Origin of the sequence: Paenibacillus sedimenti (assembly GCF_014534655.1) — a bacterium.
Taxonomy (GTDB): domain Bacteria; phylum Bacillota; class Bacilli; order Paenibacillales; family NBRC-103111; genus Paenibacillus_E; species Paenibacillus_E sedimenti.
In genome coordinates, this window is the sequence record NZ_JACVVD010000005.1 from 269,791 (window position 1) to 296,187 (window position 26,397).

The 26,397-nt window shown below is 49.2% G+C and carries 21 protein-coding genes; 19 read left to right on the forward strand and 2 right to left on the reverse strand.

The window, feature by feature from the left end:
- Nucleotides 1–2: 2 nt before the first annotated feature.
- The 15 genes from iolE (at nt 3) to ICC18_RS16790 (ending at nt 19,060) form a co-directional block, all read left to right on the forward strand.
- Nucleotides 3–920 carry a myo-inosose-2 dehydratase gene (gene iolE, locus ICC18_RS16720; RefSeq protein ID WP_188175577.1) on the forward strand — a complete coding sequence of 306 codons (918 nt, stop codon included), beginning with the start codon at nt 3–5 and terminating at the stop codon, nt 918–920.
- A 2-nt stretch (nt 921–922) separates the two neighbouring features.
- Nucleotides 923–1,930, forward strand: coding sequence for a 5-dehydro-2-deoxygluconokinase (gene iolC / locus ICC18_RS16725; protein WP_188175578.1), 1,008 nt, complete (start codon nt 923–925; stop codon nt 1,928–1,930).
- Nucleotides 1,931–1,965: 35 nt separating this feature from the next.
- Entirely contained in the window at nt 1,966–3,429 is a 1,464-nt protein-coding gene (locus ICC18_RS16730; protein ID WP_188175579.1) for a CoA-acylating methylmalonate-semialdehyde dehydrogenase, read from the forward strand.
- A 32-nt stretch (nt 3,430–3,461) separates the two neighbouring features.
- Nucleotides 3,462–4,331, forward strand: coding sequence for a class II fructose-1,6-bisphosphate aldolase (fba, locus tag ICC18_RS16735; RefSeq protein WP_188175580.1), 870 nt, complete (start codon nt 3,462–3,464; stop codon nt 4,329–4,331).
- A gap of 6 nt (nt 4,332–4,337) precedes the next feature.
- A complete protein-coding gene (gene iolG / locus ICC18_RS16740; RefSeq protein WP_188175581.1) occupies nt 4,338–5,375 on the forward strand; it encodes an inositol 2-dehydrogenase in 1,038 nt (345 codons plus the stop codon).
- Nucleotides 5,372–6,190, forward strand: coding sequence for a 5-deoxy-glucuronate isomerase (gene iolB / locus ICC18_RS16745; protein WP_188175582.1), 819 nt, complete (start codon nt 5,372–5,374; stop codon nt 6,188–6,190). Before iolG ends, iolB begins: the two co-directional genes overlap by 4 nt.
- 100 nt (nt 6,191–6,290) lie before the next feature.
- The gene (locus ICC18_RS16750; RefSeq protein ID WP_188175583.1) at nt 6,291–7,298 is read left to right on the forward strand and encodes a LacI family DNA-binding transcriptional regulator; all 1,008 of its coding nucleotides are present in this window, start codon (nt 6,291–6,293) and stop codon (nt 7,296–7,298) included.
- Between the two features lie 90 nt (nt 7,299–7,388).
- Entirely contained in the window at nt 7,389–9,623 is a 2,235-nt protein-coding gene (locus tag ICC18_RS16755; RefSeq protein WP_188175584.1) for an AraC family transcriptional regulator, read from the forward strand.
- 281 nt (nt 9,624–9,904) lie between these two features.
- On the forward strand, nt 9,905–11,518 hold the full coding sequence (locus ICC18_RS16760; RefSeq protein ID WP_188175585.1) for an extracellular solute-binding protein: 1,614 nt from the start codon (nt 9,905–9,907) through the stop codon (nt 11,516–11,518).
- 146 nt (nt 11,519–11,664) lie between these two features.
- Entirely contained in the window at nt 11,665–12,522 is an 858-nt protein-coding gene (locus tag ICC18_RS16765) for an ABC transporter permease (RefSeq protein ID WP_223192652.1), read from the forward strand.
- 27 nt (nt 12,523–12,549) lie between these two features.
- On the forward strand, nt 12,550–13,422 hold the full coding sequence (locus ICC18_RS16770; protein WP_188175587.1) for a carbohydrate ABC transporter permease: 873 nt from the start codon (nt 12,550–12,552) through the stop codon (nt 13,420–13,422).
- 10 nt (nt 13,423–13,432) lie between these two features.
- Nucleotides 13,433–14,386, forward strand: coding sequence for a sugar phosphate isomerase/epimerase family protein (locus ICC18_RS16775; RefSeq protein ID WP_188175588.1), 954 nt, complete (start codon nt 13,433–13,435; stop codon nt 14,384–14,386).
- Nucleotides 14,379–15,044, forward strand: a complete 666-nt coding sequence (locus ICC18_RS16780; RefSeq protein WP_188175589.1) for a hypothetical protein — start codon at nt 14,379–14,381, stop codon at nt 15,042–15,044. Before ICC18_RS16775 ends, ICC18_RS16780 begins: the two co-directional genes overlap by 8 nt.
- Before the next feature lie 29 nt (nt 15,045–15,073).
- Nucleotides 15,074–16,801: a hypothetical protein gene (locus ICC18_RS16785; protein ID WP_188175590.1), complete on the forward strand. Its 1,728-nt coding sequence runs from the start codon at nt 15,074–15,076 to the stop codon at nt 16,799–16,801.
- 18 nt (nt 16,802–16,819) lie between these two features.
- Nucleotides 16,820–19,060: a glycoside hydrolase family 88/105 protein gene (locus ICC18_RS16790; protein WP_188175591.1), complete on the forward strand. Its 2,241-nt coding sequence runs from the start codon at nt 16,820–16,822 to the stop codon at nt 19,058–19,060.
- 130 nt (nt 19,061–19,190) lie between these two features.
- On the opposite strand, the gene ICC18_RS16795 is transcribed toward ICC18_RS16790, so the two are convergent.
- Nucleotides 19,191–19,490: a hypothetical protein gene (locus ICC18_RS16795; protein WP_188175592.1), complete on the reverse strand. Its 300-nt coding sequence runs from the start codon at nt 19,488–19,490 to the stop codon at nt 19,191–19,193.
- A gap of 188 nt (nt 19,491–19,678) precedes the next feature.
- Between ICC18_RS16795 and ICC18_RS16800 the strand changes: the two genes are divergently transcribed.
- The 4 genes from ICC18_RS16800 (at nt 19,679) to ICC18_RS34340 (ending at nt 24,983) form a co-directional block, all read left to right on the forward strand.
- Nucleotides 19,679–21,982, forward strand: a complete 2,304-nt coding sequence (locus tag ICC18_RS16800) for a helix-turn-helix domain-containing protein (RefSeq protein WP_188175593.1) — start codon at nt 19,679–19,681, stop codon at nt 21,980–21,982.
- 236 nt (nt 21,983–22,218) lie between these two features.
- Nucleotides 22,219–23,895, forward strand: coding sequence for an extracellular solute-binding protein (locus ICC18_RS16805; protein ID WP_223192654.1), 1,677 nt, complete (start codon nt 22,219–22,221; stop codon nt 23,893–23,895).
- A 52-nt stretch (nt 23,896–23,947) separates the two neighbouring features.
- A complete protein-coding gene (locus ICC18_RS16810; protein WP_188175722.1) occupies nt 23,948–24,661 on the forward strand; it encodes an NPP1 family protein in 714 nt (237 codons plus the stop codon).
- Nucleotides 24,662–24,851: 190 nt separating this feature from the next.
- On the forward strand, nt 24,852–24,983 hold the full coding sequence (locus ICC18_RS34340; protein WP_262495873.1) for a hypothetical protein: 132 nt from the start codon (nt 24,852–24,854) through the stop codon (nt 24,981–24,983).
- 64 nt (nt 24,984–25,047) lie between these two features.
- On the opposite strand, the gene ICC18_RS16815 is transcribed toward ICC18_RS34340, so the two are convergent.
- On the reverse strand, nt 25,048–26,277 hold the full coding sequence (locus tag ICC18_RS16815; RefSeq protein ID WP_188175594.1) for a DUF4309 domain-containing protein: 1,230 nt from the start codon (nt 26,275–26,277) through the stop codon (nt 25,048–25,050).
- Nucleotides 26,278–26,397 lie beyond the last annotated feature (120 nt).

A 26,397-nucleotide genomic window follows, 5' to 3' on the forward strand; every position in this document is an offset into this window, starting at 1 on the left:
AGATGACTTTGAGCTTGCCTTTTCAGCTTGGCATTCATCCGATCAATTGGGTCGGCGAAGATGTTCATGAACATGGAACCGATACGACATTTGAGCAAATTATGGCCGATATTTCGGCGCTTGGTCTTAAGGGTACGGAGATGGGACGGAAATATCCGAAGGATGTCCCGACATTGCAACGCGAGTTAGCCGCCAGAGACATTCAACTGGTTTCCCAGTGGAAGTCGGTATTCTTTACGGAGCCGTCCCGAAGGGCACAAGAGCTGGAGGCTTACCGTGAGCATGTACTTTTTCTAAAGGCAATGGGCGCAAAAGTGATTAGCACGTGTGAAATCGGCGGTTCCTTACATTGGGATCCACGCAGATCCGCGCATGAAACGGAAGTCGCAAGGCTGAATGATCAGGAGTGGAGGCATCTGGCGGAAGGTTTGAACCAGGCTGGCGCAATCGCTCGTGAACATGGACTGAAGCTGACCTACCATCATCACGGCGGAACAGCCGTGGAAAGACCGGAAGAGATTGACCGGCTGATGGAGCTGACGGATCCAAACCTGGTCTATCTGCTTTACGATACAGGGCATGCCTACTACGGCGGCAGCGATCCGCTCAGCTTGCTCCGCAAACATTACGACCGAATCGCTTATGTTCATTTAAAAGACATCCGTCCGCACATTCTGGAAGAAGCGCGACAAGAGGGCGTCGATTTCGTAACTTGTATTCGAAAAGGCGTATTCACCGTTCCGGGTGACGGCTGTATCGATTTTACGCAGATTATCGGCGAGCTTGTGCAAAGAGGCTATAGCGGATGGGCGCTATTGGAAGGCGAGCAAGATCCGGCTGTTCATCCGGCCTATGAGTATGCCCGCAAGGCGCTGGCCTACATCAACTCGATAGCTACGGCTAAGAAAGAAGAGGTATGAACATGAGCTATCTGCAGCTTCCTGAAGGAAAAGAGCTGGATTTTGTCGCCATCGGCAGATTATGCATCGATTTGAATGCCAATGAAATTAATCGACCTATGGAAGAGACGATGACGTTCACCAAATATGTGGGCGGATCGCCGGCCAATATTTGCATCGGCATGTCGCGTTTAGGCATGAAAACCGGTTTTATCGGCAAAGTGGCTAACGACCAGATGGGCCGCTTCATTGTGAGTTATTTGGAGCGCAACGGCATCGACACGACGAATGTCGTGACGGATCGTACCGGCGCGGTGACCGGGCTTGCTTTTACAGAAATCAAAAGCCCTACCGATTGCAGCATTCTGATGTACCGGGAGCGGGTGGCGGATCTGCTGCTGGAGACGGGCGAGGTGCTGGAAGAGGTTGTCGCCAAGACCAAAGTGCTGCTCATCTCGGGTACGGCGCTGGCGAAAAGCCCCTCCAGGGAAGCGGTGTTCCTGACACTGGATTATGCCAAAAAGCACGGAGCGAAGATCATTTTCGATCTCGATTATCGCCCGTATACGTGGACATCCAACGAAGAGACGGCGATCTACTATAATCTGGCGGCTGAAAAGTGCGACGTGATTATCGGGACACGCGAAGAGTTCGATATGATGGAGCAGTTTGAAAAGGGACAGCGCGACGACCGGACAACGGCGTCAAAATGGTTCTCGTACCAGGCGGAAATCGTGATCATCAAGCACGGCAAGGAAGGTTCCATTGCTTATACGCAGGATGGAGAAAGCCACACGGCATCGAGTTTTCCGGCCAAAGTGATCAAGACGTTCGGGGCAGGCGATTCTTACGCCGCCGGCTTTATATACGGACTCATGAACGGATGGACCGTCGAGAAAAGTATGGAATTCGGCAGCGCAGCCGCGGCGATTGTGGTATCCAGCCACAGCTGCTCGGATGCCATGCCTACAGCAGAGCAAGTGCGGGATTACATGGTGAGATGCAACAACGGAGAAATCGTAGCTTCATAAATCATACATCTACCTTCTGAGGAGGACGAATTCATATGACAACATCAGCAACGACGACGCAGCGTTTGAAAAATTTTATCGGCGGCCAGTGGGTGGATGCTTCTTCCAGCAACTATGAGCCTGTATATAATCCGGCAACCGAAGAGATCCTCGCGCATGTCCCGATTTCGTCCAAAGAGGACGTGGATAAGGCGGTGGCTGCAGCAACGGAAACTTTCGCCACATGGAGCAAAACGCCGGTACCTCGCAGAGCCAGAATATTGTTCAAATACCAGCAGCTGCTCGTCGAGCACTGGGAAGAGCTTGCCGAGCTGATCACGAAAGAGAACGGCAAGAGCTACCATGAAGCGCATGGCGAAGTGCTGCGCGGCATTGAGTGCGTTGAATTCGCCGCAGGAGCGCCGTCACTCATGATGGGCAAACAGCTTCCCGACATTGCGACGAATGTAGAGTCGGGCATGTACCGCTACCCTGTTGGGGTCATCGGCGGGATCACGCCGTTCAACTTCCCGATGATGGTGCCTTGCTGGATGTTCCCGCTGGCCATTGCGTGCGGCAACACTTTTGTACTCAAGCCTTCGGAGCGTACGCCTTTGCTGGCTAACCGATTGGCTGAATTGTTCACGGAAGCCGGACTGCCGGCCGGCGTATTGAATCTGGTTCACGGCGCCCACGATGTCGTGAACGGGCTGCTGGAGCATCCCGGCATTAAAGGAATTTCGTTCGTCGGTTCCCAGCCGGTTGCCGAGTATGTATATAAAACAGGAACCTCGCATGGCAAACGCGTTCAAGCTCTTGCGGGCGCGAAAAACCACTCCATCGTCATGCCGGATGCGGATCTTGACGGCACGGTAACGCAAATTACGAACGCCGCATTCGGATCGGCAGGCGAACGCTGCATGGCTTGCTCCGTTGTTGTAGCAGTCGGCGATGTGGCGGATACGCTTGTAGCGAAGCTGATTGAAGCAGGTAATCAGATCCAGATCGGCAACGGAATGGACGAAGGCGTATTCCTGGGACCTGTTATCCGCGAACAGCAAAAAGCAAGAACGCTTAAATATATTGAAATCGGAGAGCAGGAAGGCGCGACTCTCGTTAGGGACGGACGCAAGGATGCAGCAGTCGAAGACAAAGGCTACTTTGTCGGGCCGACGATCTTCGATAACGTAAAACAAGGCATGAAAATATGGCAGGATGAGATTTTTGCCCCTGTGCTTTCGATCGTGCGGGTCAATACACTGGCAGAAGCGATCGAGCTGTCTAACCGCTCCGATTTTGCGAATGGCGCGTGCCTGTTTACGCAGGATGGCAGCAATGTCCGCCAATTCCGTGAAACGATCGATGCGGGCATGTTGGGCATTAATTTGGGCGTACCGGCTCCAATGGCGTTCTTCCCGTTCTCGGGCTGGAAAAATTCGTTCTACGGTGATCTCCATGCCAACGGCACAGACGGCGTGGAATTTTATACTCGCAAGAAAATGGTCACTGCCCGCTGGTAGCATTATATACACGGAAGAAGGAGGGAACACAAGTGCCGCTTGTTTCCATGACACAAATGCTTCAGGAAGCAGTGAAAGGTCGATATGCCGTTGGGCAATTCAACCTCAATAATCTCGAATTTACACAGGCGATTCTTCAAGCGGCGGAGGCGGAGAAAGCCCCTGTTATTCTGGGGCTGAGCGAAGCTTACATTCCTTACATGGGCGGGCTGCCGACGGTGGCTTCCATCGTAAAAGGACTAATGGAGCACTACGCGATCACCGTTCCGGTCGCGCTGCATCTGGACCACGGGTCCTCATATGAGATGTGCCGCAAAGCTATCGAGGCCGGATTTACTTCCGTTATGATCGATGCGTCTCACCATCCGCTGGAACATAACATCGCAGAGACCAAGCAAGTCGTGGAAATGGCTCACGCCCGCGGAGTTTCCGTCGAAGCGGAGCTGGGCCGAATCGTCGGCCGCGAGGATGACATCAACGTGGATGAGGCGGAAGCGATGTATGCAGTCACGGAGGAATGCGTCCGCATGGCTCGCGAGACGGGGATCGACGCATTGGCGCCGGCACTGGGCTCGGTTCATGGTCCTTACCGGGGCGGACCGCGCATCGGGTTTGAACGTATGGAGGAGATCCAGAAGCTGACCGGGCTGCCTTTGGTGCTGCATGGCGGAAGCGGACTTCCCGACGAGATCATTCAAAAGGCGATTTCCCTCGGGACGGCCAAAATCAATGTGAACACCGATAACCAATCGGTGTTCACGGCAGTCGTCAGAGAGCGGCTGAGCGCCAATGAGAAGGAGTATGACCCCAGAAGATACCTGGGTCCGGCCCGCGATGCCGTTCAGCAAGGGGTACAAAGCAAAATACGTCAATTCGGTTCATCAGGAAAGGCGAGAGGGTGAAGATAGATGAAGAAGCTGTCAATTGGCATTATCGGGGCCGGCCGAATCGGCAAAATTCATGCGGATAATTTGCTTCGTCTGCCTGGCGTGGAAGTAAGCATCGTTGCGGATCTGTTCGCTGACGATGCCCTGCAGGAGTGGGCAAATGCCCGGGGCATAGCGCAAGTTACGAAGAATAGCGATGATGTCATCAAGCATCCGGAGGTGGATGCCATCTTTATTTGCTCTTTAACGGATTCCCACGTTCCTCTGATTCAAGCGGCGGCACAAGCCGGAAAGCATATTTTCTGCGAAAAGCCGATCAGCATGGACATTCATCAAACGAAGGCTGCTATCGAAGCGGTCAAGGCGGCAGGTGTTAAACTACAAGTCGGCTTTAACCGCCGATTCGACCATAACTTCAAACGGGTGCGCGAATGGGTAGAGGAAGGTAAGCTTGGTGATCCGCACATTATCAAAATCACATCCAGAGATCCGAATCCGCCTCAAGAAAATTATATTGAAAAGTCAGGCGGATTGTTCATGGATATGGCGATCCATGACTTTGACATGGCCCGTTTCCTGTCCGGAAGCGACGTCGTGGAAGTTTTCGCGCGGGGGGCCGTACTCGTGGATCCGGTATTCGCCAAATACGGCGATGTGGATACGGCGATCACGACGCTGACGTTCTCGAACGGAGCTATCGGGGTCATCGACAATAGCCGTCAGGCTGTTTATGGCTATGACCAGCGGGTAGAGGTTTTCGGTTCCAAAGGGAGCGTATCGGCAAACAACGATTTCCCGAATACGGCGGAAATCAGCACGTCGGAAGGCATTTACCGCGACAAGCCGCTGCATTTCTTCCTTGAACGCTATAATGAAGCTTATATTGAGGAAACTCGCAAGTTTATCGAAAGCCTGCGCAATGACACGGAGATTCCTGCCACCGGCAACGACGGCTACCAGGCGGAGCTGATTGCTCTCGCTGCCAAGCTGTCCCATCGGTTAGGGAAACCGGTTCGCATCGCGGAAGCGCTGCAGCTGGCGGAAGAGGTGCGCGTATGACGGATCTGATCGTCCATCCGCACAAGCAGCCGCTTGAAGACGGTAATGTGCTGAACATTACGCCGGAATCGGCGGGCTGGCAGTATGTAGGCTTCTCGGTATATCGGCTTGAAGCCGGCCAGACTCTTCGGAAGCAAACGGGTGATAACGAAGTATGCCTTGTTCTGCTTACAGGACAAGGCCACGTGAAAACGAACAGAGCCAGCTTTAATTATATTGGCAGGCGAATGAGTGTGTTTGAGAAAATCCCGCCCTATTCGGTTTATGTCCCTTCGAATGACTGCTACGAAGTGGAAGCGGTGACGGCTTTGGAGATCGCCGTCTGTGAAGCGCCGGGTCGCGGCACTTATGACGCGCGGCTGATCACGCCTGAGCAAGTGGGCGTCGAAACCCGCGGGTATGGCAATCTGGAGCGGCAAATTCATAATATTTTGCCTGAGCAGGAGCCGGCTGACAGCCTGTTGGTCGTGGAAGTGTTCACGCCTAACGGTCATTGGTCCAGTTACCCGCCGCATAAGCATGATCAGGACAACTTGCCTGATGAATCGTTTTTGGAGGAAACGTACTACTTTCGCGTGGAGCCGGATCAAGGGTTCGCCGTACAGCGCGTTTATACCGACGATGAATCGCTTAATGAAACTTTGATCGTCAAAAACGGGGAAGCCGTTCTCGTATCTAAAGGCTACCACCCGGTTTCCGCACCTCCCGGATACGAAGTTTACTACTTAAATGTGATGGCAGGGCCGACACGTACATGGAAGTTTCATAACGATCCTGCCCACGCTTGGATTATGAAACCGCCGTCGGAGCGCTAGAGGGCGAATCATATACTATTTTTCCAGTTGCAACTCCTCATGTTCATCTTCATAATGGAATCCATAATAATATCATCAACAAGCGAATGAGGAAGAGTGCATGAAAGCTACGATTTACGATGTCGCCAAGGAAGCGGGCGTTTCGATCGCAACGGTATCGAAAGTGCTGAACGGCAAAGGGAAAATCAGCGTTGAAACAAGAGAAGCGATATTAGCTATCATGGATCGGCTTGATTATCAGCCTAGCGTCATTGCTTCCGCGTTAACCGGTAAAAGAACGTTTACGCTCGGTTTGCTCGTACCGGACATCTCCAACCCCTTTTTCTCTGAGATTGCAAGAGCGATCGAGGATCAGGGAGAACAACTGGGTTACAGCGTCATGATGTGCAGCACGGATAACAAGGATGAGAAAGTAGAAAGATATATTGCCTTGCTGCAGCAAAAAAAAGTGGACGGAATTATTATTGCAACGGGAATCGATAATAAGGAAATACTGGAGCAACTGCTGTCCAAAGGAATTCCTGTCGTCCTGCTGGCCAGAGATATGCCGCTGGTCGCGGTGAATACGGTAGTCGTCGACGATTATGTCGGCGGCTGCCTCGCAGCAAGCCATCTGCTTGAACTGGGGCACCGGCGAATCGGCATTATCGGAGAACGGGAAAAGGTGAGAAGCAGCCGGGAACGCGTCAGGGGTTTCCGTCAAACGATGGAAGAGTACGGAGCTGCCTTTGTTCCGGAGCACTTGAAGCATTGCGATTACAAGGTAGAGGATGGCAAGATCAAAGCATTGGAGCTGCTTCAGGCGGACGAACCGCCGACCGCGATTTTTGCATGCAACGACATGCTGGCCGTAGGGACGCTGCAAGCCGCCAGAGAGCTGGGCAAAAAAGTGCCGGAAGACCTGTCCATTGTCAGCTTTGACAACACGATATTGGCGGCGGTTACAGATCCGCCGTTAACGACGGTCGCCCAGCCTATGGAACATATGGGCAAGCTTGTCGTGAATTTGATAGTAGAAGAGCTTCAAGGAACTGCTCCGGTGAAACAAAGGACGGTCCTAAGGCCGGAATTGATCACTCGGGAGTCGACTGCTGCAATCGTTTCCTGATTCTTGCGTTTTGAGAAACCCGTTATCGTTCGTTGATGAGAACGAGGCGGGTTCTTGCCTTTTTAAACTCGAATAAGGACTGTGATGTTTATGAAAAAGTCGTGGTACAACCGGTTGCTGCTTTCGTATGTTCCCATCCTGTTCATTACCATAACGATCCTTACGTTCATTGCGGTTTCGCTCATAAATGAAATATCGGTCAAGGAAACGGAGAAGGCGAACCAAATTTTCACCAAATATGTGATTGATTCCATGGAAACTTCTTTACTCGGGATCGAGAGGATGGTTCTGGAGGAAATCAGCAATAATGATAAGCTGAAAGCTTTTTTTGAGTCCAGCGGCAGCACGGAGCAAAGGCTCGATCAATATGAAGTTTCCCGAGAGCTTGGCAAAATGGTCAGCGACAATTCGTTGATCTATTCGATTTATTTGTACCGGAATGCGGATCAAACGATTCTTTCCAGAAATTTGATCGAACGGCTTGATCGTTTCGGAGATAAAGAGTTTGTTGAAAATGCCTATAAGCAGCCGTTGTCGCTGCATTGGTCCTCCGTAAGAAATTACAGAGAGCTTGGAACCGATCCGAACCAGAAGGTCATCTCGTTAAGTAAAAAGGCATTGCTTCCTTTTGGAGATCAAGGTGTCGTTGTCGTGAATGTCAGGGTAGATGAGCTGTTGCGAATTGTTGATCAAATGATCAACAACAAAATCACCTTTATGAATATATGGAGCGGTTCAAATCAACAAGTATACCCCATAAATGCACAAACGGAAAAGAATCAGGATGGTTCTATAACCGCTCAAGGCAAAATGACGACGCAAATTTACTCGGATTATATCGGGTGGAATTTTGTCAGCGGCTTGAAAGTGAGCAAAATTTACGGTTTCGTTTCGTTGATCTCCAGGATGTGGCTTGTGATCGGTATTGGGACGATTCTTCTAAGCGTTTTGTACATGATTTACGTGACACGCCGAAACTATCGACCCATTGAGGCCATCATGCAGCAAATACATGCTTACCGGAATCCCCAAGATAGTAAAGGCAACGATGAATTTGTTTTCATCGGGAAAGTGCTGAACAATTTGATCGATCAAACCGAAGTGTACGAAAAGCAATATCAAGAAGACCAGCTGGTAAGAAGGAAGCAGTTCTTTTTGGAGCTGATCGAAGGCAATCGCGCGATCTCGCCCCAAGACTGGCAGACGAACATGGATCGACTTCAAATGCCAAGCGGGTTTCGGGAATTGGCTTTTGCGGTCGTGGAAATCGATAAGTATTCGGAATTTCAAAAGAAATACAGTCCGGGCGATCAAAACCTGTTGAAATTCGGAATCACAAATGTGCTTCACGAATTTGCCTCCATGGAGGGGCACGGTATTTGGTCTGAGTGGATTTCGGGTCAGCGGTTGGCGGTTCTTTTTATTTCCAATCAGGCCGATCTGCCTATTCTGGACAGCTGCTATCCGCTTCTGGATAAATTCCGCACTTGGATTATGGTCAATCTCAAGCAATCGGTCGCCGTCGGTTTTGGCGGGGCTGCCAGCGATGTAAGCCATATTCATCAACTTTTTAAATCGTCGATTACAGCCCTGCATTATAAAATGTCTGCAGGCATGAACCAGGTGCTGAACTTTACCGCTTTGCAAGAGATGGCATCGAACGATACGCATAAATATGTGCAGCTCGTCAACAATCTGGTTCCAGATTTTCGCCTTATGAATCCGACCTGGAGAGAGTCGCTTGAGCGATTGTTCGATGAGTTGGAAGAGGAGATTCTTGGGGATGTCGAAGTTCGCTACGTTCTTCAATATATGATCCGCCTCTTTAATCAAGAGATGGAAGAGTTGCCGATGGAGGCGTCGCGGATTTGGTCGGAGCAGGTGCATCCATCCTTGATGAAGCTGCTTGAGGAATCGGAGACGCTAGAGCAAATCCGCCCGCAAGCGATCTATTTGCTAGACTTGTTGTACGAACATTATGCAACAATTCGCGAAGCGAATACGCATTACAGTTTAATCAGCAAAATCCGCAAATATATCGAAGAGAACTATGCCAACCCGGACCTGTCTTTAAATCACATTAGCGATATGTTTGGTGTAAACGGAAAATACGCCAGTCAATTGTTCAAAGAGGAATTCGGGATGAAGTTCGTCGATTTTTTGGTGAACCTGCGGATGGAGCATGCCAAAACCTTGCTGCTGCAAACCGACGATTCCATTAATGACATCGCAGTAAAGGTCGGCTATGTTCATGCGATTTCCTTCGGTAGAACCTTTAAGAAAGTAGTCGGCGTAACGCCGGGCGATTACAGAAAGTATATGTAGCGGGATCGTGAACCTCTAAATACGGAGGTTCTCTTCTTTTAGACAAAAGGTTTATCAACTGAATATTGTTTATTCTGCGAAATTTGTCGGCTGAAAAACTGCATGCTCCCGCCACAACCGGGCGTACTGAATTTTGTTGGTCGGTCTGAATGATGTTGATTGACCCTAAACGCTCCGGACATTATAACTAAGATACATCCACGGCAACAACGACAAGAGTAGCTAACGCAAACATGCCGATGGACGCACACGTTCTTATACAACATATAGGAGGAGTTGCAATGGTACAAAAGAAAGCGTTTAAGGGGACAATATTTACGGTCTTGGCAACTACATTCGTAGTTAGCGTTTTGAGCGGATGTGCAAGCAGCAATGAGGGACAAACGGCCAAAGAGACAGATAGCGCCAAAGCAACGACGGCAGCATCCCAAAAGCCGGTAACGATTAAAGTTGAAGTGTTTGACCGCGGCAACTCGCCGGCAGGCAAGTCTGTAACAAACAACTACATCACGAAGTACGTAGAAGATAATTTTACAAAGAAAACAAACATTAAAGTCGAATATGTTCCTGTGCCGCGGGCTCAAGAAGTGGAGAAGCTGAACGTATTGATGGCGAGCGGCGACGCTCCGGACATCGTGTTCACGTACGACTCGAATCTTGTGTACAAATATGTACAGCAAGGCGGGATTGCAGAGCTAGGTTCTTTGCTCGACCAGTACGGCTCCAATCTTAAATCCTACCTCGGCAAAGATACATTAGCATTTGGTACTTATGACGGTAAACAATATGCTATTCCGGCGAAACGCGTTTATTTGGGTAAGTATTCGTCCGAAATTCGTCAGGACTGGCTGGACAAGCTTGGTTTGCCGTCTCCGAAAACAACGGATGAGGTATACCAAACGCTCAAAGCCTTTAAGGAAAAGAAACCTGGCGGCGATCAAACGATTCCACTTGGTTTTGCATTAGATCCTGCATCCTATGAGCCGATTATTTGGACGTTCATCAAAAATTTATCGAACGAGAGCCGTTACACGCAATCGCAACTGCTCGGTTCCCGCGAATATCCGGTATTGATGGATGGGCATAAAGACGGGGTCCGTTTCTTGAACAAGCTGTACAATGAAGGACTGATCAGCCCTGACTTTGCTTTGGATAAGGACAAAAAGAAACTGTACCAGGATATTGCTACCGGCAAAGTCGGCATGTATGCAGAGAATGCTGGCGAGTCCTATAAAATTCAACCGCCTGATACGTATACGGTTCTGCAAAAAACGGTGGCCGGCGCCAAGCTCGCTCCAATAGATCCATATACGAACGCGGAAGGCAAGCACGTCAAGCCTTCTTATATACCGGCAGGTCTGAACGTGATTATTCCTAAGACAAGTAAAGTGGCTGCTGAAGCCGTACAATATCTAGATTGGCTGGCTCAAAAAGATGTAATGTACGCAATGATTTATGGTGTTGAGGGCAAAAACCACAATAAGGTAAACGGGTTGCCTGTAAGGCTGGATAATGAGGATACGAAACAAAACCTGTACAATTATGGCGACTATACGATTATCACGAATGGAACCGATTTCGGCAGCGCTGATAAAAATACGGAAGCATTATCTTTGGATTACATTGAAGCTAATCGCAAAGATGCGACTCAAGCTTTGAAAAATGGCTTGCAGGACGGGCTGTCCCCAGTGAGATTTGATCGTCCGATCGAAGCTGAAGCGAAATACGGCAAGGCGCTCAGCGACAAATACGAGCAGTTGCTTGTAAAATCGATTCTGTCTAAGCCAGCGGACTTCGACAAAACGTATGACGATATGTTGAAGGATTTCATGACAAACGGCGGAGAAGCCATTCAAAAAGAACGTGCGGAAGCATTCAAAAATATTAAAAAATAAAGAACAGCAGCAGGTTTCATGCATGAAGGCTAGCCTGGCTTTCATGCATGAAGCTTTTCATCAAAGAATTTTCGTTAGAGCGAAGGAAGGTGGATCGGTTGAAACGTTTCAATGTTTACTTAATCAGATATTGGCAGCTGTACGCCATGCTATTGCTCCCTGTCGCTTTTTTCGTCATTTTCAAATATGGCCCGATGTACGGCGTTTTGATTGCATTTAAAGACTTTAATCTGTTTCAAGGCATTTCGAAGAGTCCATGGATCGGTCTCGATACGTTTAGAGCGGTATTCAAAATGCAAGATTTTTATACAGCGTTAAAAAATACATTTATGCTTAATTTTCTGGATTTAATCGTATCCTTCCCTGCTCCCATTTTGCTGGCTATTATGCTCAATGAGCTTAGAATCGCATGGTTTAAGAAAATTTCGCAAACAGTCCTTTATTTACCGCATTTCATATCTTGGATTATAATCGGCGGGATCGTCTATCAAGTCTTCAGCACGAACACAGGCATTATCAATCACATGCTAGCCGGTTTGGGCATCGATCCGATTCCGTTTTTATCGAATAAATATTATTGGCTGCTTACTTATTTAGGCACAGGTGTATGGCAAAGCGCAGGTTGGGGGACCATCATTTATTTGGCCGCGCTGACGGGCATCAGTAAAGAATTGTACGAAGCTGCTGAAGTCGACGGAGCGGGACGCTTGAAACGCATTTGGCATATTACGATTCCTGGCATCAAGCCGACGATTATCGTTCTCCTGATTTTGAAGCTAGGCGAGATGGTGCAGATCGGGTTTGACCGTCCTTTTGTCATCGGCAATGTGCAGGTTCGCGAATTCTCGGAAGTGCTAAGCACATTTGTCTATAAAATGGGTATGCAATCCGGTGAATATTCCGTAGCGACAGCGGTTGGCTTCTTCCAGGCGGTTGTCGGACTCGTCTTTATTCTTACTTCCAACTACATTTCCAAGAAAACGACAGATCAAGGCATCATTTAATCGATATATACTGAAAGGAGTGGAGTTATGAACGCAAAAGCGGCAAGCCGGACGTTCGACATTATCAATACCGTCATTCTAACTCTGGTCTTATTCGTATGCTTGGTCCCATTTTTGCATATTATTTCGATATCACTGAGTTCGAATGCGCCAATATTAAAAGGTCTTGTTACGATTTTTCCGGTAGAAATCAGTTTTGAAGCCTATACCCGCGTCCTAATGGATCCGATGATGATCAAATCCTTGGGATACTCCATTTATTTGACGGTTCTCTTCACGGTCGTTTGCATGGTGATGACGATCGCAGCTGCTTATCCGCTTACGAAAACCGAACTTAAAGGCAGAAAGATCATCATGTATATGATCGTATTCACGATGTTTTTCAGCGGCGGAATCATTCCTGAATATATTTTGGTTAAACAGCTGCATCTGGTGAATACGACCTGGTCGCTTATTTTGCCGCTCATGATCAATCCGTTTTACTTGATTATCTTGATTACGTTTTTCAATTCGATCCCTAAGAGCTTGGAGGAATCCGCAGAGCTGGACGGCAGCAGCCATTTCGGCACGTTGGTCCGTATTATCCTGCCATTGTCGATGCCGATTATCGCGACGCTCAGTTTGTTTTATGCGGTGAACCGCTGGAATGGTTTTATGGATACGCTGTTTTACATTACAGATCCGGATTTGTACCCGCTGCAGCTCAAGCTGTACCAGCTTATTGTGAACAGTCAGATTAGCGATCAATTGCAAATGGAAGGAAGCCAAATCGTGCAGGTGCTGCCGGAAAGCTTAAAAGCAGCCAGTATTATGTTCGCTACCGTGCCGATCCTGATCGTGTATCCATGGCTGCAAAAATATTTCGTATCCGGCATCATGCTCGGTTCGGTGAAAGGATAGGGGCGCTTCCATGTGGGATAAAGGCGAATATTCATTTTCAACATGTTGGAACATAAAAAAGCATCCGGCGAACGGACGCGAACTGATCGAGGAAATTAAAGAGCTCGGTTTCCGCAATGTGGAGCTGAATTACAATATCAAGGCCGAGCATCTGGAAACGATCGAGCCGATGATCGAAAAGGGCGAGATCGGGATTTCCAGCGTCCATAATGTGTTCCCTTATATCGCGGATAAAGACTATGATACGGATTCGGTGATGCTCGGCTTTGACGATGAAGCCAAACGGAAGCGTTCCGTAGAACTCTTGATTCAGTCCATCGAGTATGCGGACCGTTATGGAGCGAAAGCAGTCGTCGTGCATCCGGGCGAGGTGCCTTTTGCCTACAATATTGATCATGAATTAAAGCAGCTGTACCGCGAGCATGGCAGAGAATCCGAAGCCTATCAGAAGCTTTGGAAGGAAATGCTTCAGAAACGTGAGCAGGGCAGTCCTATATATACGAAGCGGATTCAAGACAGCTTGGAAGAAGTGTGCGAATATACGGCGAAAAAAGGCTACAACATCGCGATCGGTATCGAGACACGCTCCCGTTGCTATCAAATGCCGACGCTCATGGAAGCGAAGACGATTTGCGACAACTTGAAGGGTGCCCCAGTGTACTTGTGGTACGATATCGGCCATGCCATGATGATGGACCGTATGGGACTTTACAACAATATCGAGGAGTTGCAGCAAGTAAAATCCTATATTTATGGCGTGCACATTCATGAAACGCTGGAGCTGTCGGATCATTGGTGTCCGTACGTTCACAGCAAGGAAGAGTACTTCGATCATTTCCTGGAAGTGATTGAGAAGGCTCCGCTTAAGGTATATGAATTGAAAGCCGTTTGCCAGCCCGATGAAATACATGAAAGCCACGCACATATTACAAGCAGAATCGCTGCGGAGAAATACCATGGATAGACAGCTCATTAAGGCCTACGCGCCTTATCTATACTTTGACAAGCATGAACCCTTCTTCCCGGTTCGGGTCGGGGTAACGGTTTTCGAGCGGGAGGGGGCATCTCCTTCGTTCCGAAGATCGTTTTCTTTTCGCGACTCACGTGTGAAGAAGATTATTGAATATGCGATTTATTGGGATTACGATATTCAGCATTTATACGAATTGGAGCATGTCTGGGTGTATATCGGCCATGAAGGTGAAGTTATCGACTGCGAGGCGAGCTTTCACGGCAAGTATTTGAAGGGACTGCTCAAGGATCGCAGCAATTTGGCGGACGGGACGCATGTACGGCTCTATGCTCAACCTGGGAAACATGCATTGTGCCCGGTGCCTGAGTTTTTGGAGCTCGTTCCGCATTTCTGGACTGCTGTGAATGAGAATGCCGGGATTGATGGCTTAACGGTTCCTTATTTTCTGGAGGATATGTTAACGACGAACGAGGAAACGAATAGGCTGGTCGAAGCCTATTTGCGCACTTGTGCGTTTACGCCTACTTTGGCTTATGTGGAATATCGATTTGATGAGTCTCTTTTCGTGCCATGGAATCAGCTTCTGGACGAAATTCCTCATCGGATTCAGATAAAGATTGCAGAGCTTAGAGAGTTATTTGGTTCATAGACATGATGTTTGTTTGAGGGGGGAAAGGGATGTACGAACGATTAGTGAAAATCAACGATAAATGGACAGAAGATACGCTGCGCCAGCAGGTTGCGGACACGAACAGCAGGTTTTACGGAGGCATCGCGGATCCGATTAGCGGGGTTGCCATGGCAAGTCATGTTTGCTCTGCAGCGGTGCTGCCTCAATGGATCCCTGCCCTGCTGAATCCGGATTCCTCTTATTACCGGAACAGCGAGCTATTGACGGCAACGGATCGGGTCGCAGCCTTCATGCTGAACCGCCAACATCCGGACGGAACGATATCCCCCGGTTATACCAACTACAATTCGCCGCCGGATACGGCATTCGTAATCGGCATTATGGCTCCGGTATACCAGCTCCTGAAGAAGGCTGACTGGGAACCGGTGCGGCCTGTTGCCGAGAAGCTGAAGCTTTTTCTTGAAAGATCCGTCCCGGCGATGCTGACCGGCGGCTGTCATACGCCCAATCACCGTTGGGTGATCACTGCGGCGCTTGGTTTCCTGTATGAAATATTTGCGCTGCCCGAGCTTGCAGCCAGAGCGGACGAATGGCTGGTGGAAGGCATGGACATTACGGCGGACGGTGAATGGACGGAGCGAAGCAACGGCATCTATAATGCGGTAAGCGATATTGCCCTGATTCATACGGCAAGACTTTTGAACCGTCCGGAGCTTTTTGAATATGTTCGGCGAAATTTACGCATGATGGTGTATTTGATTCATCCTTCCGGCGAAGTCGTCACCGAGTACTCCGGTCGTCAAGATTTCGGACAGAAATCGGACATGGCGTACTATTTTCTCAGCTACAGCTTGATGGCGGCTCTTGACCGCGATCCGTTTTTCGCGGCGATGTCCGACTATGCGGGCGGTTGCATTACCGAAAATACGGTCCATCATAACGCCATGTTAGGCTATCTGTTGTTTCCGGAGATCCTACTTACGGATTTGGAAAGAGTGCCGCTGCCGGAGCAATATAACAAAATAATAAATGGCGAGCATCCGATCGCCGAACACTTAAATCGGGTACATGCAGTAGGCCACCATTCCAAAATTCAGCACAGCAGCATGCATTTCGCTTTCGGCAGTCCGATTGTGCGCATTCGCGACAAAGAGGATAGTGTGACGCTGATGACCAGAACGCCGTCCTTCTTTTCGCTAAGACACGGCAAAGCCAGATTGCTGGGTGTAAAATTGGCAACTACGTTTTTACCGGGCGTCGTCGATTTCAATGAATTTCATATCGTGGGCGGTGTATACAAGCTGGCCAGAACCCAGGAAAAAGGGTATAACGGACCTGTTCCTCGCCAATTGCTGCCCGAAAGCGTGACCCGTGAAACGGTGAGTCCCTGGTATTTGCTCCCGCATCAGCACCGTCCAGCTACGCACGTACAGGAGCATAGACTTCAAGTTGAGCTGTCCCAGCATGCAAACGAGTGGATGATCCATGTCAAATCGGATGAGCGGGAGGATGTGTTTGCACAGCTTACCTTCGTTCTAGGAGAAGAAGGGACGGTTGTGGGAGACGGCTTGCTTGAGGCCGGAGGAGACCGCTACTTCCATAAAGGCGGCTCGTTTACCTACAATTCGGGGACCGATGCCATTCTGATCGAAGGAGGCGCCTATGATCACCGTCTGCCGATGATCCGAGAAGATCAGCACCCCAGCGGCTGCAAGTATGTGCATGTGAATTTGTTGACGCCTTTCGATCAGACTTTCAGGATTCGATTGCTATAAGCGGAGAGGATGTTCAAATTGACGACATATATTGAAGAATTAGATAGCTCCAACTACCGTTTCGGGGATAATGATCAGGGGATCCTGACTTTGCTTGCGGACCGTTATATGGGAGCGAATCCCGCGGCGCCTTTTACGTTCCGCGCCTTTCATAAGTCCGGTATTATGCAGACGGCGGAAGGGCTATTTGATATCAATCTAGCCGAAAAGCTCCCCGGGGCCCGTGTCGGTCAGTATGCTTATGCGGCCGCTTTGGTTTGGAGCGAGAGCGAGCGGAACTTGGAGCTTGGCATCAGCTGCCTTGGTCCGCTGCGCTTTTATTTCAATGGAGACTTGGCCTATAGATCCAATGTGATCGACGAAATTAAGCCGGATGCCAAAGTGAAGCTGAATGTGGATTTCCGCAAAGGCTGGAATTTCTTGGCCCTGCAAATGCGCAAAACACCTGCCGGCTTTGGCTGTCTCATCGGCGCAGAAGAAGCTAAAGTACGTATATTGAACGTGTTGGCACCTTTTCAAGAGCGCAAGGGCCAGGCGGGTTGGGTTTTCTCCGAGTCTACGGATGAAGATGTGTATGCAAACGGGGCGTTTCCAGACTTATTGGGAGCGGAAGCGGACAGTGGCTTGCGTTGGCTTCCCCGAACGGAATGGAGCCCGGAAGAAAACGGCATGCTGCCGTGCGAGCGGATTTTCGGCATGCATCCGGGACGCGCGGCTTACGCTTGGTCCAGCGTAATCGTACCGGGGACGGGGAAGCAGATTTGTACTTTGGAGGGAACCTCGGCAGGGCAGCTAACGGTTTGGATAGGCGGCGAGCTGGTAATGGTTTGCGAGCAAGCAGGGGAGTTCGCGAAGACTGTGGAGCTTCCTGCCGGTAAGCAGGATGTTTTGGTGAAGAGCATATGCGGCGTGAGCCGCTGGGGCTTTCAGCTTCGCATCCTTGCAGGCACGGCTGCGTGTGCACTGGTGCAGCCTCGCCAGATTCATGGTTATGAGGAGCCGTGGCTTTATGCCGGACCAGTTGATACCAAGGACGAAACGGACCCATCCGCGATCATGTCCTTGTCACAGTTGTTTAATGACGCTGTCGGCGGGCCCGGCATGTCCGGCAAAGTATACTGGCAGTTGGATGCGCCAGCGGGGCGGGTTCGTCCCTACTACGAGAATGCGATGCTCAGCAATAAATGGACGACGAGCGGCGTCACGAATTTCGGCCGTTGGGACTATCCGTTAGGCGTCACCATGTACGGTCTGCTGCAAACCGGCAGATTGCTGGATCGTTCGGATCTGATCCGGTATTCGATTGCCCATATTCGCGCATGTACGGATATGTATGAATACTCGCTCTGGGACCGCAGGGAGTACGGATTCCCGGCCGTGAACCAGCAGTTGGTACTGATGAAAATGCTGGATAATTGCGGCTCTTTCGGTTCGGCCATGCTGGAAGCTTATGCGGAGTGTGAGGATCCGAATTTTGTGGCCATCGCCAACAAAATCGCGGATTTTATGATCAAACGCCTGGAGAGAAAGAAAGACGGCGCGTTCTTCAGAGAGTGCCGAGGCGACTATTCGGAGAATACGATGTGGGCGGATGATTTGTACATGAGCACGCCGTTTCTGCGAAGATACGCCGGTATTACAGGCAGCCAGGGCGCTCTGGATGAAGCGGCCCAGCAGTTCCTGCTTTTCAAGAAATATTTGTTTATGCCGGAACAGAAAATAATGTCCCATGTTTTTGATTTTAAATATGAAAGAGCGACAGGAGTCCCTTGGGGGCGCGGCAACGGCTGGACGATTTTTTCGTTATCCGAAGTGTTGGAGGTGCTCCCTCCGGAACATCCCAGCCGTCCTGAGCTGCTGGCATTCTTCAATGAACTGTGCGAAGGCTATGTAAAGCTGCAGGGTGAGAACGGCTTGTGGCACCAGGTGCTGAACGATTCCGATGCGTATCAGGAGGCTTCCTGCACGGCGATGTTCGCTTTCGCATTTGCGAGAGGCGTCCGCTTCGGCTGGCTGAGCGAACCGGCGCCTTACGTCCAAGCCGCGATAAAGGCTTGGGAGGGACTGACCAAGAACGCGATCGACCGCCACGGCAACGTTCACGGCGTTTGCAGCGGTTCACGCTATTCGTTTACCTCTGAATATTACAAAGAGGACTTGCTCACCGTCCTCAATGACAATCACGGCATCGGCATCATGATGCTGGCCGGAACCGAAGTGCTGAAGCTTAAGCGCTGGCTGGGCGAAGGCCGCCCATAATGGTAAGCCCTGAAGACCGCCGATGGCGGTCTTTTTGGTTAAGCGGAACGACATTCCGCTCGCCTGTTCTGCCATAGCATCAAAAAGATCGCCCTTTCCACCTAGACAAACAAGCTGAAAGGGCGATCTTCTAACTTGATTTTTGAAATCTTTTAATAATGTCCACTACATACTTGAGAACTATCGCGATCCCGCCAATGAAATAGAAGATCACTAGAATCCAACCGGTTGGATCAATGGATAACAAAGATAATAGGACGTTCAATGGAAAGACATAGTAAAGGATATCTTTCAAATAACCTAAGACAAAACTTGGGTTAAAGGCGCCTTCCCAAAATAGTTTGAAAAAGGCAATCAAAAAATCAATGATCATGAGCCCGAATACGGCCCACATCGTATAAAGCATCCAATCCGTAAGAGTAAAAGTCATATATATCACCACCTTCCTGAGCTTCCTACATACTATGCTTGGAATATTGACAGGTGAGGCTACATTACATGACAAAAGCGGTAAAGGATCCCCGGGGGGCGTTACAATTTATTCATATGAATTTTATTATCAGCTAACATTTATGCTTTACAATAGGACAATCATCGAGACTTGGGAGTGGTACTAACGTGATCTTGCGGCGCAAACCGGACAAGCGGCTGGGGAGCTCTATGCCGAAACAATGGTATAGGCGTATGCTTCTATCGTATCTTCCGATCGTGCTGATAACGGTTTCAGCGATGATTTTCGTCTCCTTTTTTATCGTAAGCGAGATTCAGAAGAAGGAAGCGGAGAAAGCGAACCGGATTTCGGCAACCTATGTCATCGATTCGATGGAGTCAACTGTGCGGGGGATCGAGCGGGCGGTATTGCGGGAAATGGCCGGCAACCGATCTTTATACGAATTTATTATGCAGCGCTCCGATTATGAAAGCGCTATCCAGCCGTACTATTTGTCGGAAGACTTCAACAAGCTGATCGGGGTCAATCCGGCGATCCATTCCATCTACGTCTACCGGGCAAGCGACGGGGCCATATTAACGCAGAGGAATATTGCGCGAATCGACCGTTTTCCGGACAAGCCGTTCATCATGGAGCAGATGTCTTCAGATCAAGGCCGTCCACACCTCCAATTCCGGAGGTTTACCGACCATGAGCAAGCCGGACACGAGGGGGTCCTTACCATAACCCAGCGCGCTCCATTGCCATTCGGCAATCAGGGGCTATTAGTCGTCAATATCCGCGTTCAGGTGCTTGTCAAGATGGCCAGTGAGATGATCAACGGCGATATTACCAGTCTGGAGATTCGCGACGATAACAATCGCATCATTTATCCCGCCTATACCGAAGAGACGGGTGGCCAGCAGCCTTTGTCCGGTAATTTTTCTTATACCCATTATTCCCCTTTTCTTGGCTGGACCTTCTACAGCGGCATTAAGGCGGGGCAGTTGTCCGATTGGGTATCCGTCGTCGCAAACATCTGGTTAGTGTTCGGCGTCCTGATCATCGTTGGCAGCATGCTTGCCGCCGTGTACCTGTTCAAGCGGAATTACAGGCCGGTAGAATTGATCATTGAGCGCATTCAGCAGTACCAGCTTCGCAGCTTGACGAAGGAGAAAGCCGCGGACGAGTTTGCTTACATAGAAAAGGCGCTGGAAAATCTGGTCGAGCAGACCAAGCAGTATGAAAAGCGGCATCAAGAGGATTTGACGATCCGGCACAGGCAGCTATTGCGGGAATTGTTATATGGCGAATATACGATCCAGCCGGAGAATTGGCAAGAAACCGCGGAAAGGTTCGGACTGCCGGCTGCTTACGTGCAGTTAACCGTCGCGGTAGTGGAATTGGACAAGTACGAACAGTTCCAGAACCGCAATGGCGAGAGCGAGCAGCGTTTTCTCAAGTTCTCCCTAGCCCAAGTGGTGAATGAATTCCTTCATCATGAGAATTTGCATATCGAAACCGAATGGTTATCCGGGGAGAGACTGGCTGTTCTTTGTATTTTCCGAGGCGAGTATGAGCAGGACGACACGCCTCTCCTCAAAGGATTGGGAACGATGCGGCAGTGGATATGGAATAACCTGAGCTTATCCGTTCGAATCGGAATCGGTTCTGCCGTTAAGGATGTCCAGGATGTTCCCGAATCGCTGCGTCAAGCTCTGACCGCGCTTCAGTACAAGCTCACGCTCGGCGGTATGCATGCGATTCCATACGATACCGTTGCTAAGAAGGGAACGGGCGAACCGTTCAACTACTACATGGGGATTGCTGAATGCGTACAGGGCATGCGGTTGATGAGCGGCCATTGGGAGACGCAGGCTGAGCGAATATTTGACCGGAAGCAGGAAGAAATGCTGCCGGATCACGAAATCCGCAGTATCGTCCGATATTGGCTGCTGGTGCTGGGCAGGGAGTTCGAAGGGGTCGGTGACTCTGCCGTTAATGCGGGGCTGCAGGGGATCGTCGAAAGCCTTGGGCTAAGGATGGAAGAAGCGGATCAGCTTCAGGATATGAAGACCACATTTACCGCCGGGTTGGAGCTGTTCTACAAGAAATATGCGGCGTACAAGGAATCCAATAAATATTTGGAACGAATTAACGACATCCGCAAATATATCGAAGCCAACTATGCGAATCCCGATCTGTCCTTGAATCATCTGAGCGATAAATATGATCTGAAGCCGAAATATGTCAGCCAATTGTTCAAGGATGAGTTCCGTATGAATTTTGTCGATTATCTGGTGCAGCTTCGGATGGAAGGCGCGAAGAAGCTGCTGTTGGAAACGAGCGAGCCGGTTCATGAAATAGCCGGTAAAGTCGGATATGCGACGGCCATTTCGTTCGGACGAATGTTTAAAAAGGTAGTCGGCATCACACCCGGGGATTACCGCAAGCTAATGAGTATGCCGCAGCCGCAAATGAGGGGAACCTGAACAGTTCCTCTTGATGAGAAAACCTGCCGGGTAATCATGCAGAGCGTCCGGGCAGGTTTTTTCGTTGTACATTCAGTCTGCGTGCGCGAGCGGGAAAAAGTACCGTACTGCGGAATCAGGTTTATGGTCTGTTCGAAAGCCCTGCTGCAGCAAGCGGGACGTATTGGTTTATCGGGAGGAAAACAATCGATTTACCGGCTCCGCGCTGCAGGGTTATAAAGGAGGAGGATGCGGTGATGAAGCATTGGAGCAAAATGATGCCGCTAAATACAGGAAGACGGAAAGCAAGCTTATCGTTACTGCTCGTCGGATTGCTTACGAGCGGTCTGTTAAGCGGATGTATCGGGAGCGCACAGTCTTCTGTCCGGCAAGAGGAAAGCACAGGAGGGAGGGGATACGAGGAACCGGTGACACTTAAGGTTCAGGTTTACGAACGCGGGCTCTCGCCATCGGGCGTTACTGTGACGAACAACTACTTGACGGATTGGGTGCAGCGCCAGTTCGGTGATCCGAACCATATCCGTATGAAGTATGTCCCCGTACCCCGCGCAAGGGACATCCAGGAGCTGAATGTGATGATCGCATCCGGCGAAGCGCCCGACATCGTATTCACCTATGACGAGAATTTGATGTATAGCTACGCAAGCCAAGGCGGACTGCAGGAGCTTGGAGCGCTGCTGGATACGTACGGCCCCAATCTGAAAAGCTTCCTGGGCAAGGAAACGCTGGATTTCGGCCTATTTGAAGGCCAGCTGGTCGCCATTCCGGCGAAACGCTCCTATGTCGGCAAATACTCGTCTTATATCCGCGAGGATTGGTTGAACAAGCTCGGTCTGCCCGCGCCGCAAACGACGGAGGAAGTCTATCAGACGCTGAAGGCGTTTAAAGACAAGCTTCCCGGCATCATCGGCGAGCAGGTGATACCGCTCGGCTTCTCGCTTACGCCCGCCTCCTATGAACCGATCGTCTGGTCTTTCATCGAACCGATGGACGAGGAGGAGCGGATTACATTGACGCATCAGCTCGGATCGCGCGACTTTCCGACCCTGCTGCCCGGGCATAAAGAGGCGCTGAGATTTCTGAACAAGCTGTACAACGAAGGATTGATGAGTCCGAACTTCGCGCTGGATAAGGACAGGACGAAGCTCAATCAGGATATCTCCGCCGGAGCCGTCGGCTTGTTCAGTGCGGATACGGTCAATCCTCTGCTGACTTCGACCGGCATATATTCGCAGCTGCAGCGCAATGTTCCCGGAGCCCTATTAAGCCCGATTGATCCGTATACGAACAGCCGGGGAAAGCACAATAAACCGGTCTATAAGCCAGCAGGCATGTACATCATGATTTCGAAGTCGAGCAAACGGACCGTCGAAGCCGTCAAGTATCTGGACTGGATGTCGCGCAAGGATGTCCTGTTACGCCTGCAGAACGGAGAGGAAGGACTGGATTACAACATGCAGGACGGAATTCCGGCGGCGCTCGAGAATGAGGAGACGAAGAAGAGGATGTTCAATTCCGGCGATATCGCCATTATTAGCAACGGCCGCGATTTCGGCGATCCGGAGAAGAATAAGCGGGCGGAAGCTATGAATGTGCTGGAGCCGTACCGCGAAGAGGCAAGCAAGGTGCTTGACATCGCGCTGCAGGATGGCATATTGCCGGTTCGGTTCGATAAGCCTGTCGAAGCGCAAATCAGATACGGTACCGCCTTATTCGGGAAATACGAGGAGCTTGTCGTGCGAAGCATAATGGCCCGGCCGTCGGATTTTGACCGCATTTACGAGCAAGCGTTGAACGAAATCATGAAGGGAGGCGGCGAACAAATCTTGAAGGAGCGTCAGACTTTATATAAAGCGATGCAAATGAAACGTCCTGACCGTCGGAATCACGGAACCGGATCGGAGGGCCTTTGATCTGAATTGAATTTCGAGTATAAAAATGGAGGTTATATTAATGATTAGTAAAATGAAAAAAATTGCAAGTGTACTTTTATTATCGGCTTTTGTATCTATCAACTTAGCGCCAACAGCTGATGCGGCTGTCATAAATCATGACGAAGTGGTAGCAATTCTTGAAGATCCTAATCTAGATACTGTTACTGAAAAAGCAGCGAAACGTTTTCAACCATATTTGAGGGTTTCTAACGGATGCGTGCCTTTTCCTGCAGTAGATTGGTGGGGCAATACAAGTGGAGGTTTACAAGCTACTGGAACCCATAACTCAGATTGCAGTAGCAGTACTGGACAACTATATGTGCGTTCCGGATGGTACAATGGGGTATGGGCAATTATGTATTCTTGGTATTTTCCTAAAGATTACCCCGGTCATAGACATGACTGGGAAGCAGTCGTAGTATGGATTGATAATCCAGCCAATACGAATCCAAACATTCTGCAAATTTCATATTCTCAACACGGAGAATTTGTACATCATCCTGCAGATTCATTCTACATGAGCGGAACTCATCCTAAGGTTGATTATGGCGCTATTTATCCGTTTGGCCATGTCTTAAGTCGTACTAATGCACAAGGTGGAACTCAACCGTTAGTCCACTGGGATCAGATATCTCAAATGGCAAGGGATGCATTAAATAACACAGATTTCGGTGCAGCTACCGTTCCTTTTAGGGATACGAATAATACTTATTGGAACACTTTAGGAAAAGCTTGGTATAAATAAAAAATAATCCATCTGTGCGGCCTGCCTATACGGTAGGCCGTATTTTCTTTTCCTTCATCCGCTATCCGCTTCAATCATGTCACCAGACCGCTTAATAGGCAACCGGATTATGTAGACAATAACGGACTCAAAATGAAATAATAGAAGTTCAGAGAGTTGATGCAAGCAGTGACGGGAGGACAACGCGCGGATGGAAATCAAAAGGTCGCTCAGGTTCAAAATCATACTGTGTACCGTCTTGGTCATTGCTCCCCTGGTGTTTTTTTTGTACTACTATAACATGTATGCCATTCGTGTCGTCAGACGCTTGGATATCGACTAAGAAATAAATGTGGAAAACCCGCAAGCGCTTCTCTCTTGAGAGCGTTTGCGGGTTTTTTAGTCATTTATAAGCCGCCGAACGCCTCAGATTCCGACATCATAATTTGCCAGCCTGTTACCGCATCTAAATAAAAGACCGTTTTATTCCCAGCGGGATAGCTGGCTTCAACGACCCAAACGGTATACGTTTCTTTCAAGTTATTTATTTCTATATCCATATTCTCTATGAGTCGTACGTTCCATATGGCATCCGGATTGTTCTCAAATCGCTTTGCAATTTCCAGTGCCTGATCCTTACTCAGATATGTCTTGGAAGCGGCTTGCTGCGTAAAATCTTTGGCTTTGAAAACAACGTCTACTTCTTGATTCAATTCATTTAGCGAATATTGTACGCTTTTGTTCTCTTGTTTTTTGGAACTCCCGATGTAATATTCAATGGTAACTTGGCGACCTTCTTGGTTAAGAGCAGCAACGGTAATCTCGCTTTGTCCTAATGGACCTTTCAGCAAAACGTATGTTTTGCCATTATCATGAAAATACGTTTCCACACCCTCCTCTATGTTCAATTGGGCTTCGACTCGTTTTTTAATTTGATCAGGGATACCATACAATTTTCTTAGTTCGGCGTGTTCCTTTTGCTTCAATGTTAACGAACGGACCTGGCCCTTTTCACTGTCTGCATTAAAAAATAATTGATAATTCCCGGTTTCGTAATAGAGATACCAGCCGTTTTCAACATCGTTGATCCCTTCATCCTTTGGCTGACCAATTGCTTTCTTTATTTCATCCACCGTGTATGCGATCGTTTTCCCGCCAACTCGAATAGCACCGACACTCTCGCCGGGATTAGAGAAGAAATAATAATAGTCGAACCAGGAATCGTACCGGGTTTGCCAAGATCCTGTTTGATGAGGCTCTCCCCATTTGTGGTAGACATCTTTTTTACTGGCACCGATCCCGAAATCAATATCTTTTATTTTTCCTTTAGCTGCATTTGAAAGAAAATCTTTATCGATGACCAATTTTTTACTCAAGTTTGTATCATTAATGGCTACCGTTTGCGAATCATGATCGTAATTGACGATTTTACCCATGCTTTCAGCAATCCATCTGATGGGGACATAAGCGTGACCGTTCACATTTAACGTCGTGTATTCCTCGCCGAGTGCTTTGCTTTCACCATTAATCGTGTAATTCGCTTTAAACAAATACGCCTGAATCGTATCCGATGCGTAAACAGCTGTTGTTGCAGTCAGACCGATTCCGCAGATGAGACCAAGAATAAACCTTTTCATTCACACCACTCCAATATTCCATTATTATCCATTAGACGCGGCTTACATGAAGTAAGTTTCTAGGGTTCGGAAATAAAAAAACTCGATCCAACTGGCAACGCCAGGCAGATCAAGTTTATT

Coding starts and splice junctions, on each gene's coding strand:
- iolE (WP_188175577.1), top strand. CDS start 3: ATGACTTTGAGCTTGCCTTTTCAGCTTGGCATTCATCCGATCAATTGG.
- iolC (WP_188175578.1), top strand. CDS start 923: ATGAGCTATCTGCAGCTTCCTGAAGGAAAAGAGCTGGATTTTGTCGCC.
- ICC18_RS16730 (WP_188175579.1), top strand. CDS start 1,966: ATGACAACATCAGCAACGACGACGCAGCGTTTGAAAAATTTTATCGGC.
- iolG (WP_188175581.1), top strand. CDS start 4,338: ATGAAGAAGCTGTCAATTGGCATTATCGGGGCCGGCCGAATCGGCAAA.
- iolB (WP_188175582.1), top strand. CDS start 5,372: ATGACGGATCTGATCGTCCATCCGCACAAGCAGCCGCTTGAAGACGGT.
- ICC18_RS16750 (WP_188175583.1), top strand. CDS start 6,291: ATGAAAGCTACGATTTACGATGTCGCCAAGGAAGCGGGCGTTTCGATC.
- ICC18_RS16755 (WP_188175584.1), top strand. CDS start 7,389: ATGAAAAAGTCGTGGTACAACCGGTTGCTGCTTTCGTATGTTCCCATC.
- ICC18_RS16760 (WP_188175585.1), top strand. CDS start 9,905: ATGGTACAAAAGAAAGCGTTTAAGGGGACAATATTTACGGTCTTGGCA.
- ICC18_RS16765 (WP_223192652.1), top strand. CDS start 11,665: ATGCTATTGCTCCCTGTCGCTTTTTTCGTCATTTTCAAATATGGCCCG.
- ICC18_RS16770 (WP_188175587.1), top strand. CDS start 12,550: ATGAACGCAAAAGCGGCAAGCCGGACGTTCGACATTATCAATACCGTC.
- ICC18_RS16775 (WP_188175588.1), top strand. CDS start 13,433: ATGTGGGATAAAGGCGAATATTCATTTTCAACATGTTGGAACATAAAA.
- ICC18_RS16780 (WP_188175589.1), top strand. CDS start 14,379: ATGGATAGACAGCTCATTAAGGCCTACGCGCCTTATCTATACTTTGAC.
- ICC18_RS16785 (WP_188175590.1), top strand. CDS start 15,074: ATGTACGAACGATTAGTGAAAATCAACGATAAATGGACAGAAGATACG.
- ICC18_RS16795 (WP_188175592.1), bottom strand. CDS start 19,490: ATGACTTTTACTCTTACGGATTGGATGCTTTATACGATGTGGGCCGTA.
- ICC18_RS16805 (WP_223192654.1), top strand. CDS start 22,219: ATGAAGCATTGGAGCAAAATGATGCCGCTAAATACAGGAAGACGGAAA.
- ICC18_RS16810 (WP_188175722.1), top strand. CDS start 23,948: ATGAAAAAAATTGCAAGTGTACTTTTATTATCGGCTTTTGTATCTATC.
- ICC18_RS34340 (WP_262495873.1), top strand. CDS start 24,852: ATGGAAATCAAAAGGTCGCTCAGGTTCAAAATCATACTGTGTACCGTC.
- ICC18_RS16815 (WP_188175594.1), bottom strand. CDS start 26,277: ATGAAAAGGTTTATTCTTGGTCTCATCTGCGGAATCGGTCTGACTGCA.